At 34.1% G+C, this 15,616-nt stretch carries 16 protein-coding genes; 7 read left to right on the plus strand and 9 right to left on the minus strand.

The annotated features are described in order from the left end of the window. Window positions 1-310 precede the first annotated feature (310 nt). Entirely contained in the window at window positions 311-1,594 is a 1,284-nt protein-coding gene (locus ACW8TM_RS03350) for an AAA family ATPase (protein WP_491531856.1), read from the minus strand. Window positions 1,595-2,010: 416 nt separating this feature from the next. Beyond that, window positions 2,011-3,591, minus strand: coding sequence for a serine hydrolase domain-containing protein (locus ACW8TM_RS03355; protein WP_491531857.1), 1,581 nt, complete (start codon window positions 3,589-3,591; stop codon window positions 2,011-2,013). Between the two features lie 232 nt (window positions 3,592-3,823). Between ACW8TM_RS03355 and ACW8TM_RS03360 the strand changes: the two genes are divergently transcribed. From ACW8TM_RS03360 to ACW8TM_RS03375, 4 genes are all read left to right on the plus strand, one after another. Continuing rightward, window positions 3,824-3,928 (plus strand): hypothetical protein, encoded by a 105-nt coding sequence (locus tag ACW8TM_RS03360; protein ID WP_491531881.1) that lies wholly within the window; start codon window positions 3,824-3,826, stop codon window positions 3,926-3,928. Window positions 3,929-4,045: 117 nt separating this feature from the next. Beyond that, window positions 4,046-4,231, plus strand: a complete 186-nt coding sequence (locus ACW8TM_RS03365; RefSeq protein WP_491531858.1) for a hypothetical protein — start codon at window positions 4,046-4,048, stop codon at window positions 4,229-4,231. A 251-nt stretch (window positions 4,232-4,482) separates the two neighbouring features. Next, on the plus strand, window positions 4,483-5,025 hold the full coding sequence (locus ACW8TM_RS03370; RefSeq protein ID WP_491531859.1) for an ECF transporter S component: 543 nt from the start codon (window positions 4,483-4,485) through the stop codon (window positions 5,023-5,025). Next, window positions 5,012-5,638 (plus strand): DUF4430 domain-containing protein, encoded by a 627-nt coding sequence (locus tag ACW8TM_RS03375; RefSeq protein WP_491531860.1) that lies wholly within the window; start codon window positions 5,012-5,014, stop codon window positions 5,636-5,638. Before ACW8TM_RS03370 ends, ACW8TM_RS03375 begins: the two co-directional genes overlap by 14 nt. 87 nt (window positions 5,639-5,725) lie before the next feature. On the opposite strand, the gene ACW8TM_RS03380 is transcribed toward ACW8TM_RS03375, so the two are convergent. Together ACW8TM_RS03380 and ACW8TM_RS03385 are read right to left on the minus strand one after the other, a co-directional pair. Continuing rightward, window positions 5,726-5,875 (minus strand): hypothetical protein, encoded by a 150-nt coding sequence (locus ACW8TM_RS03380; protein ID WP_491531861.1) that lies wholly within the window; start codon window positions 5,873-5,875, stop codon window positions 5,726-5,728. A 334-nt stretch (window positions 5,876-6,209) separates the two neighbouring features. Continuing rightward, on the minus strand, window positions 6,210-6,830 hold the full coding sequence (locus tag ACW8TM_RS03385; protein WP_491531862.1) for a mechanosensitive ion channel domain-containing protein: 621 nt from the start codon (window positions 6,828-6,830) through the stop codon (window positions 6,210-6,212). Between the two features lie 102 nt (window positions 6,831-6,932). On the opposite strand from ACW8TM_RS03385, the gene ACW8TM_RS03390 reads away from it, so the two are divergent. Beyond that, a complete protein-coding gene (locus tag ACW8TM_RS03390; protein WP_491531863.1) occupies window positions 6,933-8,306 on the plus strand; it encodes a M14 family zinc carboxypeptidase in 1,374 nt (457 codons plus the stop codon). A 139-nt stretch (window positions 8,307-8,445) separates the two neighbouring features. On the opposite strand, the gene ACW8TM_RS03395 is transcribed toward ACW8TM_RS03390, so the two are convergent. Beyond that, window positions 8,446-9,144: a phosphoribosyltransferase gene (locus ACW8TM_RS03395; RefSeq protein ID WP_491531864.1), complete on the minus strand. Its 699-nt coding sequence runs from the start codon at window positions 9,142-9,144 to the stop codon at window positions 8,446-8,448. 369 nt (window positions 9,145-9,513) lie between these two features. On the opposite strand from ACW8TM_RS03395, the gene ACW8TM_RS03400 reads away from it, so the two are divergent. After that, window positions 9,514-10,380 (plus strand): TatD family hydrolase, encoded by an 867-nt coding sequence (locus tag ACW8TM_RS03400; RefSeq protein ID WP_491531865.1) that lies wholly within the window; start codon window positions 9,514-9,516, stop codon window positions 10,378-10,380. Window positions 10,381-10,989: 609 nt separating this feature from the next. Here ACW8TM_RS03400 and ACW8TM_RS03405 read toward each other — a convergent pair. Genes ACW8TM_RS03405 through ACW8TM_RS03420 form a run of 4 tightly spaced genes read right to left on the minus strand, consistent with a single transcriptional unit; the run spans window position 10,990 to window position 14,408 of the window. Continuing rightward, window positions 10,990-11,592 carry a phosphoribosyltransferase family protein gene (locus tag ACW8TM_RS03405; RefSeq protein WP_491531866.1) on the minus strand — a complete coding sequence of 201 codons (603 nt, stop codon included), beginning with the start codon at window positions 11,590-11,592 and terminating at the stop codon, window positions 10,990-10,992. Next, complete coding sequence (locus ACW8TM_RS03410) at window positions 11,593-12,345, minus strand: energy-coupling factor transporter transmembrane component T family protein (protein WP_491531867.1); 753 nt, start codon at window positions 12,343-12,345, stop codon at window positions 11,593-11,595. It lies immediately after the preceding gene. After that, a complete protein-coding gene (locus tag ACW8TM_RS03415) occupies window positions 12,332-13,816 on the minus strand; it encodes an ABC transporter ATP-binding protein (protein WP_491531868.1) in 1,485 nt (494 codons plus the stop codon). Before ACW8TM_RS03415 ends, ACW8TM_RS03410 begins: the two co-directional genes overlap by 14 nt. 31 nt (window positions 13,817-13,847) lie before the next feature. Continuing rightward, on the minus strand, window positions 13,848-14,408 hold the full coding sequence (locus ACW8TM_RS03420; RefSeq protein WP_491531869.1) for an ECF transporter S component: 561 nt from the start codon (window positions 14,406-14,408) through the stop codon (window positions 13,848-13,850). 294 nt (window positions 14,409-14,702) lie between these two features. On the opposite strand from ACW8TM_RS03420, the gene cobB reads away from it, so the two are divergent. Continuing rightward, window positions 14,703-15,440, plus strand: a complete 738-nt coding sequence (gene cobB / locus ACW8TM_RS03425; RefSeq protein ID WP_491531882.1) for an NAD-dependent protein deacetylase — start codon at window positions 14,703-14,705, stop codon at window positions 15,438-15,440. Window positions 15,441-15,616 lie beyond the last annotated feature (176 nt).

The following is a 15,616-nucleotide window of genomic DNA, read 5'->3' on the forward strand; positions in this document are numbered from 1 at the left end:
GGTTAATTGACAAGGCATGAACAGGCATCAGAAATAAATTATAGGAGATTAATCTTCATCTAATCCAAAACATGAATCAAAAATCTAAACTTAGCCCCAAAACAGCATAAAGAGTATTTAAGATTCCTAGGGAAATGGTGTTGAGGTAATTAAACTTTCACTCTCTATAAACATTCAAGTAGCATATTTTATTCAAGATAAATTTTCAAAGTGAAAATGGGCCAATTAAAATTTAGAGGTGAGATTATCAACATTTCATATTTAATGAGACTATATGAAACCACGTCCTGAAACTAAAATAGGAGTCATCTTAAAGGAGCAATTCCTTAATAATCCTATGTACATCCCAAACCTCCACTTTTTCTGGAAATTTTTCAATAACATCTTCCTCAGGAACTATCAACATTCTCTTACAATTAAATTTGCCTAGAATATCTTCGACTCCGTTAATTTCACGTCTATTAACATAATTCTTCCACTTGACCTCTCCAACTACCTTAAGTCTTTTAAAATCAGTTAGAGCAATATCCACTTCAAATTCTCTTGTAACCAGTATTTCCCTCCATAATCCAAAGGTTTTTGCTAAGAGTTTAGCAAAAAAATATTCAACATAGATGGGGATTTTTAACTCTAGAATTTTTCTCATCTGATCTTCAGGTATGTCTCTCTCTGAAATACCATACTTTGAATCAGCATAGTAATATAAATCAGTTAGAGGAGAAGTATGATAATAATAATATTTACGCTTACCATAAACCTTTACTTTGTCAAGTAATCCAATTTGCGTTAAAATTTTAAGATAAGGATGAACTAAGCTGGGATTCTGCATAGGAATTAATTTCAATGAAAATAGAGTATTGGTTATCTCTGTTGACACTCTCTTACCATTAGCTACAGCCTTCAAAATTCCTTCATAAATTGAAGTAAAAGTTCTATCTTCCTCTAAAAATATTTCTCCAACTAAGGCAGGAATTGAAATTCGAATATTGCTAGCTAAAGCAGACATAAAATCAGCCGCCTTTTCAAAAAGTGGAACCAACCAAGGCTCCCTAAGAAAAACAGCATATTCAACCAACTTCTTTAAATCACCAACAATTCGAATTATATTCCTAAGAATATCAACTTCATCTATCAATTGAAAGTTAAATTCAGAAAACAAACCTAGAAGTGGAGACCTCTCCCTAAGTAAACTTTTAGCAATCCAGATTGTGGATGAAACAGCAATAAGATTTCCTTTAACACCAAAATTATGTAGCCTATCAAAGAACTCTCGAGGTAATCTCTGAATCTCATCAATAACAACAACTTTATTCTCACTCAGCAATCTAAAAACTTCCCTAACAAATGTTTCATAAGACAACTTCTCATAATCAATAAAAATTTCTCTATTTCTACTAACAAAGAAGTAGGAATCATAATCTACAAAATTTCTTATAAAGAAACTCTTTCCAGTTTTCCTTCTACCATAAACTAAAACCCATCTTCCAACATTTTTCCATCTTTCAATATCACTAAATCTAATTAGTCTAATCATAATTAGACTAATCAAAGTTAGCATATAAAAATATTTCCATGAATTAACCCTCGCCTTCAAAACATTAACCAAATAACCAAGTAACTTTAATCATAAACATAATATTTGAGCCAGTATAGTTAGACTTCAAGAAGATGTACAAAATATATCTCAACAAATATTTAAGAGAAAATGGCGTGGAGGTAATTGAACTCCACGAATATACAATTATCCAGACATTATCTTCATCCAAAATACAGTCATAATAGGCTTGAAATTGAAAACTGCAGTAATAAATAAATTCAAGTCTATTAATACAAATAATTCTTTAATTTGAATGCTTATTAATGAATGAAAACTAATTCTATTATACCAGGTGAAATCTTATGGGATTAATAATTTACGTTAGAAATAGGGTTGAGTACATTAAAAGTCATGCTAAGGGAAGTATATGCTGAAGTGCTAAGATAAAAGCATGTCTATTAACTTTCAAATCACTAGGAAACATTAATTTTACTGAAATCTAGGTATCTTGCTCTTCTGGAATTAAGCTTAAATCTAACTACTTTCCCCTCCTCATCTCTATAAAAGTGAATTGAGTAGAATCCAACTACAAACTCATCTTTAAGGGTTGGTAGAAGTGGTTTTTTAGGTGCATTTTTATGCTTGAAATATAGTTTGCCATTACTTAATGCTATCTTGTAAGTTACATTGAGCTCATCACTATAATATTCGCCAACATACTCTTTAAGTTGGTCTAATGAAAGTGAAACTGGCTTAATTAACCTATAAACTTCGGGCTTCCTATCCTCAATCCTAACAATCAACGATAATGGTTTACCTTCACATTCCTCAAATTTAATGTCAAAATCTATGGGTAAATCAACAGATTTGAAGTGATTTCTAGTTAATGGCTTAAGTCTAATCTTCCTATCATAAAACTCAAGGAATAAATTATTATTCTCAACGAAGATTCTACAGATAAATCCATCCTCACCCCTAAAAACTCCAACTCTACTTTTAACCTCCTCGATTGGAAGCTCTATAAATTTGATCTCTACAACCTCCCTGAATACGTCAGCCAGATATATATCTGCAACCTTCTTAGCAAGCTTAGTTGGATTTATACTACTAATGTTAGCTAGACAAATCACAGTAAATCTATACTCCGGAAAGCGAATCATTTGAGCCCTAAAACCAGCAAAGGAGCCGGAATGAGAAATAGTTTTTAAACCCTTATAACTCCCAATTCTCAATCCAAAGGCATAATCCAGCTTCTCACCACTATTAAGAACACCAACAGTTAGAATACGCTTAATTAATCTCTGTCCGCCTTCAAGCCTATTAGCATAGAAGTTCTGATCCCAGAGGAATAGGTCTTCAACAGTTGTGAATAGGCCTCCATCACCAACAATGTCGAGAATTGTCTCATTAATTCTAAATCCACCATCCTTTCTAGGCGAATATCCAACAGCCCTATTTCTAACAATCATTGTGTGATCATCATGAAAATGAGTATTTTTCATTTCAAGAGGCTTAAAAATATTTTCATCAGCAAATCTTCGAAGAGAAACACCGCTAACCCTCTTAACAATAACGCCCAGTAGGAAATAGTTAGAATTACTATACAAGAAGCGGTCTCCAGGCTTAAAGTTAAGATTCCTCTGTCTACCAAGAAGTTCCATAACTTCTTCAGTAGTATAGTAATCCTCATCACGCTTACATGCCATACTCATTAAAGCCAAGTAATCTCGAATACCACTAGTATGATAAATTAGATGCTTAACCCTAATCGTATAGCCATAATCTGGAAGCTCAGGGATATACTTCCTAACATCATCATCCAATGAAATCAAACCCCGTTCAACAAGCAAAGCAATGCAAGTAGCAGTAAACTGCTTAGACATAGAGGCAACACGAAAAACAGTTTTAGGAGTAATTGGAACATCATACTCCAAATTAGCCATACCATAACCATGAGCATACACGAGTTTACCATCTTTAATGACACCTAAGGCACAACCGGGAGAATTAGGCTTATCCCACTCAGCAAATAAACTGTCAACTAATCTCTCCAAAACTAAATCCTCCAAAATACGATCTGATTAAAACTAGTAATAAATTTAAGCAACAAAATGTCTAAAAACAATTCCACAACAATTTTAAAAGAAGATAAAAAAGTTCCATTCATGCCAATAGTTCACAATATATTAGGAGTGAATTCTCAAATGAAGCTAAAAAGAAGACAACAAAAGACATAACTAAAGTTTCACTGAAATAGGAATATCAGCAGAAGCTGTCGAAATAGTTATACATGAAATCCCAAAAGAAAATTGGGGCATAGGAGGAGAACAAGCAAGCGAAAAATTCAGACACATAAAAACACCAAAACCCAACATACTTACAGTCAAATGAACATTTACTGAAGACTGAAATGCTTCCCAATCTATTTAGAGACAGTATCATCAATTAAATTAATTAAATAAAATCACATATTAAAATGTGTAAACAATTGAAAGAAGAGTATAAAACATGAAGAAGGAAGATTTAGATGAATTATTAGAAAAATTGAAGAAAATTGGTTTAAATGAAGAAGAAGCCATGAGCATTATAAAGGCCACCCTCCTCATACTATCCAAAAAAGAATTCAGAGAAAGAAGTGAAACAGAATTCATATCTAAATTAATGAAGAAGTACGGGTTAAAAATGCCATTCTAATCTAAACCCCTCATTTAAATATGATAAGCAAGAGTCCAACACTTCATCAACCAATATTAAAAAGATTAAAAACATATAAAACAAATTCTTATCTATCACTAACAATAAAACACTAAGGAAAGTAATAAACATTTTTGACCACGTAAAGCATATTAAAACCTCTACTAAAAACCCGATAGATTGCCAAGTAATCATGTTTACAGAAGTGTGAAAGCAAAAAGTATAAATAAAGAATAGGCAAAATTGCCTATGTGAACAAACCTAGTAAATTAGCCTTAACAGCAAACTTTGCAGCTTCAGCAGTGGCACTAAGACTAGCGAAGCATTCAATATTAGGTCCAATTCAATTTGTAAATTTTCCATGTGCATTTGCAGTACTTGCAGGGTCATTTATGGGATCTGTCTATGGCTTCGCTGTTGGAATCCTATCATTCATAGTTTCAGACGTAATCCTAGGTTTAGGAATATGGACTATTATAACAAGTATGACTTGTGGCTTAATTGGACTTATAAGTGGATTAATATGGAGTGGAAGAAAGATTTCAAAAATGGAAGTCCTAGTTACATCTTATATGCTGTATTTGGCATATGATATTCTAACTTCATTTCTCCTATACCTACTATTTATGCCTCCATTGGAAGCATTAACCATTGGAATTTTAGGATTATTCTTACCAGTTATGGGAGGCTATTTATACGCTGTTGGACCCATAACTGAGTTTTCATCTGCCTTTATAACCTCAATTCTAGTTACCAAAATTAATGGTTGGGGTGATAGATTTGTCGAAAAGTAAGTATCCTTGGATTGTTGCTGGAGTAATATTAGTTTGGGCTATAATGGCAACTATAGCTGCCGCCTACTACTACAATAAATATGAAGAAATGGGAAGAATGTATTCTGATGTAAATACAATATTGAACAGGGTTAGCGTCAAGTTAAATACACTCATAGATGAATTGATGGAGACACTTGAAAATGCCACCATGAGTGGAGCATTTGGCATTTCAGCAAAAATAGAAGAATGCACAAATATTATAAAGGAACTATGTAGCATTACTGGCGGAACCATCCACGTCAACATAGGAATAGATTATGGCAATGGAAGTAGGGTCTGGTTCAACTATACTGAAATCAAGCTTGGAGAAACACTATTCGACGCAACTCTAAAAATAGCCAAAATCAACTATACAACCTATCCCTTCGGAGTCTTCATAAATTCAATAAATGAAGTTCCAAATAATCCTGAAAAATCAATGTATTGGATTTGGTGGTACTGGAATCCAGAGACAAAGCAGTGGAAACTAGGGCCAGTTGGATGCGACAGATACATACTATCCGACAACCTAACAGTAATATGGTATTATGAAAGTACAGCTAAATGGCCTCCAACTCCACCTCGACCCTGAAATTCCCCTTATCTTCAAAGTATGAAATTTATTAAGTTAATTTGAATGATAATACCCTACAATCTTGAATAGACTTTCTTGATTATACTACTTTATCTTAATATTTTTCTTCACGTACCCTTCAAGACTATTCTTCCCTGTTTCCAATGCATGTACTCTATCCACCATCCCTATTGGAAGTCCAACCTTTTGTTCAAAAATCCTTCTCTCGCATCTTAGACTACGATATCTACCCATCTCAATTCCTCTAAAATGAGGGGGGATCTTTCTGCAATAAGAACTAATCTAGGTTTAGTAAGAAGAAGCCTTCTAAATTCTCCCGTGATTTCTATTATGTTAGATTCTTCATAATATTTTCCAGTTAACTACTACTTCCTCATTAAGGCTAGATTGCATAGAAACTTTTTCATCGAAATTCAACCTCATTGACTTTAATAATCAAGATAGTGAAAAACCATACTATAATGATAGAAGCCATCAACTTCTAATCATCTTCAAGTAAATTTGAAGAAAATGACAGTAAAATTCTAGTGAAATAATACTTAATTTTACAACAGCAGGTTTAGTATTTCTAAGTTTGTGAAACGGTGTCTGACTTCTTGGGATGCTTGATTATTTTTGATCCTATGAGTGAGTTACAGGGTATAAGAGCTATTTTGCCATCATCTCGTCTTACAACTACAAATAGGGAGGTGACATCTTCAACAACTCCAACTATCCCGGCAACTTCAATTTTATCGCCAATTTTGAATGGTCTAGCAACTAGGAGAAGTATTCCAGCCATAACTTGGCCTAGGACCTTTTGTGAGGCAAAGCCTATTACCATTCCAATAAAGCTTCCCAGAGTGACACCTGCAGTTGGTGATGAGAGTGAACCAGTGATGACTGCTATCATGGCGCCAATGCCAATTATTCTAAAAAGGCTTCTAATGGCGGCTGCTGTTGGATGTTCATATTTAAATCTCATAGCCCAGTAGATTACATCTGAGAAGGCATGGACTATTAGGTAGCCGAATCCAAGTGCTACTAGGATATCAACATAGATTTTATACTCAGAAATGTCAGGGAAGTATTGAATAAGTATGGATTCAGTGAATAAATATTTAATGAATGCAGCTGAAAGTACGTATGCAATTATGAAGAATATTAATTTTATAACTGACATTCTAAACTCTCTACTCAATCTAGACACCAACTTATCATTAAATACGGTTAATATAAATCATTTGACGGTGCATCCTAGATGTGGTTAAATTATTAAATTATGGAGGTTAATTTGTATTGGTGAATGTGAATGGAAGAAATTATATGGAGAATCCTAAGTGAAATTCCAGACTATAGGGAATTCTTGACTGTAGATGAATTAAATAATAGTGCTGAAAAGCTTGTTGCAAAGTATCCTGATATAGCATCAATATTTGAAATTGGAAGATCAAGAAGTGGAGAACCAATTAAATGCTTGAAGATAGGTGAAGGAGAAGTAAATGCATTACTTTTCGCATTTCCACATCCAAATGAACCTATCGGCAGTATGACGCTGGAATACTTATCATGGAAACTTGCAACTGATGAAGAGATTAGAAGAAAGATGAATACCACTTGGTATATAATTAAATGTATAGATCCATTTGGAGCTAGATTAAATGAAGGATGGTTTAAAGGTGAGTGGACTCCCAAGAAGTATGCCTTAAACTATTATAGGCCACCTGGATTCAAGCAAGTTGAATGGACATTCCCAATAGAGTATAAGACTTTGAAGTTTGATAAGCCGATACCAGAGACGAAGGCATTAATGAAGTTGATAGATGAAGTTAAACCAGACTTTATGGCTTCACTTCATAATGCAGGCTTCTGTGGAGCCTACTTCTATCTCTCCGACCCAGTTCCAGAAGTCTATAGTAAACTCCATCAAGTTGCAGAGAAATTTAATATTCCAGTCCATTTAGGCGAACCAGAAGTGCCATATGTTGTAAAGTTTGCTGATGCCATATTTAAAATGCCTACGAGAGTTGAATCATATGAATATTATGCTAAGCATCTCAAGAAGGATCCAGCAGAAGTAATAAAGAGTGGTGCTAGTAGCGATGAATATGCTAAGAGAGTTAATGAGAAAGTTTTGACAGTTGTCTGCGAGGTTCCATACATATATGATGACAGAGTAGCAAACACAACACCAATAGGTGTAAAGCGGAGAGACATAATACTACTAGGAGTCAAGAAGAATAGAAAATTATTGAAAGGGCTTCAGAAAAGATTAAGCGAAGTAGAACCATACATAGATAGGGAATCACCCTTCTATGAATCTCTAAGTGAATTCTTAAGGCTAGGACTTGAATCCTTAAAGGCAAAGGAGAGATGGGCTAAGAGGGATCCATCCACAGATAGACAAGCAACAGTCTCTGAAGCATTCGATACAATAGCATCAAGAGTATACTTTTATGGAATGCTACGATACGGCCTATTCTATAGACTAGTAAATGAAAAAGTGAAAGAAGTCGAAAAGCTAAAAAGACACTATAGATGGATTTTAAAGAAAATTGACTACATGGAAGAGGAATTCAAAAAACTATCAAACTATAGGGTCATACCAATAAGAAATTTAGTAGGAGTCCAGCTAGGAACAATACTATACACTTTAACAACAAAAATACAAGAAAAGGAACTCTAAGAAGCCATGTAAACCATACATTCCAATACACCTTGAATATCTCGGATAACACTATGGAAGTACATAATATATTTATCATTTGTATGTCATGCAAAGTTGAAACCTTGACAGCCATTACATAGTTAGCATATTCACTTATTTACTCGCTCTGATAACTTTCAATTAAGCCTATTATGTCCTGATCTGTTAAATCTCTCCAGTACTTGTATGCATCTGCAACTGCAAACCATGGTCCACTCCTTGGATTTAAACATATAATTAAATCTACTTGTCTAGATAAGTCTTTTAGAGATTTCATGTGGGCAGTCGGTGTTGCAATAATTATTTTCTCCGCTTTTCTCGATTTAATGAATTTTATTGCTGCTCGCATCGTATAGCCTGCTGCTATTCCATCATCTGTAATAACTACAGTTTTACCTTGAAGATTTAAGTACGGCTTATTTCTACGTAACACGCTATTTCTATGTTTTATTTCTTGAAGTTGTTCTTCAATTGCAGACATTATGTCTTCATCTGTTAATCCAATTAATTCTGCAAATTGTTCGTCTACAAAGTAGCTTCCATCTGGCCCTACTGCTCCAAATCCTGCTTCTCGATTCCATGGTATAAGAAGCTTTCTGCATATAAGTAGGTCGAAGGTAGACTTGAAGGTCCTGGCAACTTCAATTCCAATTGGAACTCCACCTCTCGGGATAGCATATATAATATCAACCCTATCCAAAACATGTTTACAGGCTTTTGCAAGTATCTTTCCAGCTTCCTCTCTATCTTTAAAAACATATAATAGGTTTTGAAGATCTTCATCAATTATAATATTGTTTATATATTTTAACTTCATGACTTCAACTCACCTGTCACACAATACTTAATTATCTAACCTTGATAAATATGCTTAAGCTTACTCTAACTTGTCAACTTGGCATCTATAATAATAGGAAAGCTAAAGCTAAATTTAAGTTAAGCTAATATTAGCATGGCGATGAGGGGTTTGGCTACCTGCCGAGTAAATGAGGCATCCCGGCCATAACCGAGCCGCAAAATTGCAGTATATGCATAATTATACTATTTTGATTTGAAATCTTCAGAAGACATAAAAGAAAATGGGTAAATGAAAAAAGAACAGTCGATATCAATTAAAATCTAGCTTTTAAATTCAAGTCTTATAGTAAGTAAGTTAATATTTAAACTAGAATTTATTGTGAGTGAAATGTCGAATAGAGACTTTGTATATGCAGATGCTCATTGTCATTGTAACCCTATCAAGGGTCTTGGAGCTAGAAAAATTGCAAATAAGTTTAAGAAAAGTAGAGGTTGGTTTCTAGGTTTAATCTCGCTTCCACCATGGCATTACAATATTAGACAGTATGGAATTGAAGCTTATGAAAGGAGCTTTAAAATTTTAGTCAATCAAGGGCGAATTGTAAGGATAGTAGGATTAGCCTGTGCCGTACACTTGGGTTTCCATCCAGCTGAAGTAGATAAGTTAGCTTCAATGGGTATTAAGCTCAATAGAATTAGGGAGCTTGGATTGAAGGTTTTAGATTTAGCTTGTAAATTTATTCATGATGGCTTAGCTCAAGGTTTAGGTGAATTTGGAAGACAACACTATCCAACTAAGCCTGAAAGAGTTAGGGTCGCAGAGGAAATTATGAGTAATGCTCTAATTAGGGCTAGTGAGCTAAATGTACCCATCCACCTACACTTAGAGCAAGGTGGAATGAACACTATAAACTTCATTTTAAACCTAGTTAAAGAATTGAAGGTTAAAGAGAAATTAATAGTTATTCACCACTACCCCGCAGAACATTTGAGATATATTGAAAATATGAAGTTAAAAGCCACAATAGTAGGAAAATTTAATGAAATTAGAGAGGCAGTTAATAGTAAGGCTACAGTACTCGTTGAAAGCGACTTTCTCGATGATCCTAAACGTCCAGGAGCAGTCATAACCCCTTGGAGTATACCTAGAAACTGGAGAAAAATAATTGAAAAGAGAATATGTAGCTATGAATATGTATTAAAAGTTAATATTCATAATGTAAAGAAGCTGTATTCATTCATGTTCGAAAATTAAGCATATACTAGAAGTAGTAAATATTAAATTACTTTAAGTGGAGTTATGTTCTCAAAACTTTAATTGGCGACTATGAAATAATGTAAATCTAAATAACTTTATCCTACAACACTCCAAATTTACATGAAACAAATACAAATAATTAAGTCTCTAACTTAGGATATAATGTTAAGCCATTAGGATAGCAGCAGGATAATGCTCAAAGAACTTGACGCACTTCTAGCATATCCACACATAAGTAAAAGCTCAATTATGATTGTGAAAAAGATGTAGATGAAGCATATCCCCCACAATATCAACTATTAGAGAAACATATAACCTATTAAATCCACCCTCGAAAGTCTATATTAGAGCCCTTGAAATCTACAACATTGGACATCGAGACTACATAGACAACCTACTATACCCCACTTCACTTATGAAGGGATTAAACTTATTCACAATAGACCACTAATTTATAAACTTCTTAGAAAGGGAAGATCTCCTAACAAGGGACATTATAACATCAGAACAAATACTAAGGTAACAAGATGCTTATTGTGTTAAATTAAACTATGAAAGAAATATGGACCCTTATATTCTCCAGCTAACTCCTACATTTCATCTCGTTTAATCAATCCTCAAATTTTTCATCTTTTCGACAAATATTGGTAAGGTTGATAGGAAAATTATATCCCTATCAATACACCATGGACCTTCAAGCCAAACTGCAACTCGACATACAATGTTACCTCCAGCTCTTAACACTAAGTTTTCAAGAGCCCTTAATGTACCCCCCGTAGAAACTACATCATCTAATATACAAATCCTTTTACCCTTAATATATGAAGCATCATTAGAGGAGAGAACTAGGATTTGTGATTCACGGGTAGTTATTGATTTAACCTCCTCAATTAATACTTCCTTCATATATGCCTTAACACTTTTCCTAGCAACGATGAAGCGTTTATGACCGAGGCGTCTCGCAACCTCATATGCAATAGCCAGTGATTTCGCTTCAGGAGTAACTATAACTTCGGGAGCAAAAATTTTAATTTTGTCTACAAGCTCCTTTGCCACAGTTGAAATAAATTCTATATCACCTAAAACTAGCTCTGCATTTGAAGCAATCCAAACTCCATTAGCCACATTGACTATTGGTAGAGTTCTCTTTAAACCTGCAATATTAATTTCAAACTCCTTCTCACCACTATACTTCTGAACATACTCCACCTAAATACCTCCTAAAAACAGCTTATAATATAGAATTAAAGCTAAAACTGTAAGTGACAGTAATATTACGATATAATCTATAAACTTAAACTTATATGTGAAAAACCTAGTTCTTTTACCTCTACCATAAAGCTTCAACTCCATGGCTAAAGTCACCTTATCAGCTACCTCAACACTCCTAATTAATAATGGAATCATCACTGGAATGTAATTTTTAATTCTCTTAACTAGAAAGCCCTTATCCAATTCAACACCCCTAGAAGTTTGAGCTTCTTTAATCGCTCTATACTCATCAGCTATTCCAGAAATATGACGTAAAGTTAAGCCGAAAAGAAATACTAGGTTTCTCGGTATCTTCAGAGATTCTAGTGAGGCTATTAGTTCACTCGGAGTCGTAGTAGCTATAAAGATTAGAGGTGCAGTAATTAGTGCTATAAGTCTCAAAGTCATATAAACACCAAAGTCAACTGCAAATCCAGTACTACTAGAAGAATAGAAGAGTGAGTAGTTATGAAGTAGAGCCCAGAGTAGAAAAGTGAATAAAAGCATGGGACAAGCAATCTTTAAAACCTTAAATACTTGTTTACTAACACCTCCAATAATGCTTATAGCTAAAGTTGCCATCAATAAGGTAATTACAGCTGGTATACTGGAAACTGTAAAGAGGAGGACAATAATTGTGAGGGAGATAAGCATTCTAGTTGCTGGATTAAACCTCCTCAGTAATGTATATGAATAATTACCCATCAACATTACTCTGCACCTTCACTAAAAGTTCATAAGATGGAGGTTCAAGCTTAGCCTCCTTTACAATCTCCTCATTATAAAGAATCTCCATAGGTTCATTACAATATGCTATTTCCCCATCAATCATAACTGCAATTCTATCAGCAATAGATAAAGCAAAGTCTGAATCATGAGTAACAACAACAATAGCCTTACCATTCATCTTCAATTTATTAATTAAATTTGCAAGTTCCCGTAACAAATCATAGTCTTGACCAGTTGTAGGTTCATCTAAAACTAAAACCTTTGGATTCAATGCAAGTGCTGATGCAATTACAACTCTTACCTTCTCACCCATACTTAATTCATGTATCATCTTATCCCTCAAATCTTCAAGTCCAAGAAGCCTTAAGGCCATAACAGCATTTTCTAATGGAAGATTTAAATTTCTACATCCAAAGGAAACTTCACTCCAAACAGTCTCTGCAAATAAATGTTTATCAGGGTCTTGAAAAGCTAATCCTACAAATCTAGTCATCTCTGCAGCACTATAATTCCGAGTATCTCTTCCACAAACAATGACTCTCCCCTTACAAGGCTTTAATAAACCATTTAAATGCTTCATTAATGTAGTTTTACCAGATGCATTACAACCCATAACGACTAGAGATTCACCTTCATAAACCTTTAAGTTTATACCTTTAAGCACATATGGACCATCATACCTGAACCAAACATCCTCAACACTGACTAAAATTGAATTATAATTACTTCTCTTTGGATTTCGAGTTAATGGCCTAAATTTATATACAAGTCTTTGACTGGAAAATTCTACTTGTCTAAGTGATCCATTATCCAAAACATATGCTTTATCAATAATGTCCTTAAATCCCTTAATCTTCCTCAACATTAAAATTACTCCAGTCCCCTTACTTCTAAGCTCTTGAACCAGTTGCTTTAACTTTAAAATTCCAGGCCAGTCAAGATTAGAAGTAGGATTATCTAATATTAAGAAATCAGGCCTAAGAACAGCAGTAGATGCAATTGCAAGCCTCTGCTTCAAACCTCCGGAAAGTTCTGAAACTAAACTTCTTCGCCTATCAATCAAGTCAAAAGTAGTTAATGCCCAATTAATTCTACTTGTAATTTCACTTAAAGGTAAACCTAGATTCTCCAGTCCAAAAGCAATGTCCTCCTCAACAGTTAAACCAAAAATTTGAGATTCATAATCCTCCAAAACAATATTTACACGACTAATAATATCACGGAAACTTAACTCTCGATAATTAATATCATCAATATAAATTTCACCATCAACCTCAGCATCAATTTTATATGGAATTATCCCTGATAGACAATAAGCTAATGTCGATTTACCAGAACCACTAGCACCTATAATCGCTACAACCTCACTTGAAGAAACATGTAAGTTGACTCCTCTAAGTACTCCACGAGAACCATATGAGCAATGAAGACCTCTAGCAACAATAGACTTCAATTAAATATTCACCACACACATTCAACTTAAATTAAAGTCTCCATCTAAGCAATCCACGCCTCAACAATGCAGCTGTAACTGCAGAAAGCACTATAGGAGTGCCAATCACTATTGGCGGGAGATCACTTAATGCAAGGAAGATGCACGCTGGAATAAATGGGGCAACACCAACAAGGTCAAAGCCAACTGCAACTATTGGAACCATGATAATTCCTGAAATAAGTGAAACTATAGTTGCCTTAATCAATCCAACCTTACTCTCACATTCATGAGGCTTAACAAACAATCCTGGAATAAGCCCTGTCAAACCAACACCAATCAAATCGAAAACAGGAGTCGCAGGATTAAAGTATCCTCCAATTAAAGCCCAAAGAGTATTCCCAAGCCCTCCAGCTATAAAGCCAATAACCGGCCCAAAAAGAATCCCAAATATACATGGCAGAAAAGCTAATACTCGCCAATGAATAGCTCCAGGAATTAATGGTATTGGAGCAGTAAGTAGAAAACCAACAGCAGTTACTGCAGAACTAACAGCAGAATATGCAATAAACCTTAAAGCATCAGGCCTAACATAGGAATGCTCACCAGACATCAATCAATCCCCAATCAAGAATATTAACCAAAATAATATAAATCTACCATTTCACATCCACATAAAATTTAAATAAACAATTAAAAGCTAAAACTAGAGATACATACTTTCTCCCCCACTCAACCTTATATACAATTTTAGTTATAGCAGAAAATTTAAAACAGAAAAATAGTAGCATTTAGTAAGCTACCATAGTCAATTAGCACTACAAAATAAATATAATTATCTAGATAATTAGTTAGCCTACAATTAACTTCATAACTTAATAATTTGGAGATGATTAATTTGAATACAATTAATAACCTAATAGAAACTGCAGCAAAAATGCTAATTAAAAGTAAATTTACAGTATGCCTAACTGGAGCTGGAATTTCAGCTGAAAGCGGCATTCCAACATTTAGAGGAAGAAACGGGCTTTGGAGAAAATTTAGAGTTGAAGAATTAGCTACATCAGAGGCATTTAGTCGTAATCCAAGATTAGTTTGGGAATGGTATAGATGGAGAATGAAAATAACATTTAATGCAAAGCCAAATCCAGCACATTATGCATTAACTGAACTAGAAAATCTAGGAATTATTAAGTATATTGTCACTCAAAATGTTGATGGACTACATGGAATTTCAGGAAGTAAACATCTAATAGAATTACATGGAAATATTAGGCGTGCAAGATGCATCAATTGCAATTACAAATTAATATTCAATAAACCCCCAAAAACAATTCCGCCAAAATGTCCAAAATGTAATAGCCTATTAAGACCAGATGTAATATGGTTTGGAGAGCCAATTCCAAGAGAAGCATTAAATAATGCATTAAAAGCATTCTCAAAGGCAGATCTAGCATTAATTATAGGCACTAGCGGAGTAGTCCATCCAGCAGCAAGCCTACCATATCTAACTAAACAGAATGGTGGATTCATAATTGAAATAAATATCAATAGAAGTGCATTAACAGGGATAGCAGACTTATTTATTAAAGGTAGAGCAGGAACAATACTACCAAAAATAGTTGAACTAATCAAGAAAATCTAGTTAACACCCAATAACCTTCTACTTTTGAAAAGCCTAATATTTATAACTAAATCCTTTAAACCCCTTAAATGTTGATAAATAGAACTTTCAATTCCCTTTATTGGGTTCAATTCAAAGCCATAAAAAGCCTTAAAACCGATGGAACAGTCTTTCAATTCCCTTTATTGGGTTCTTCA

Source organism: Candidatus Culexmicrobium sp., from assembly GCF_058356305.1.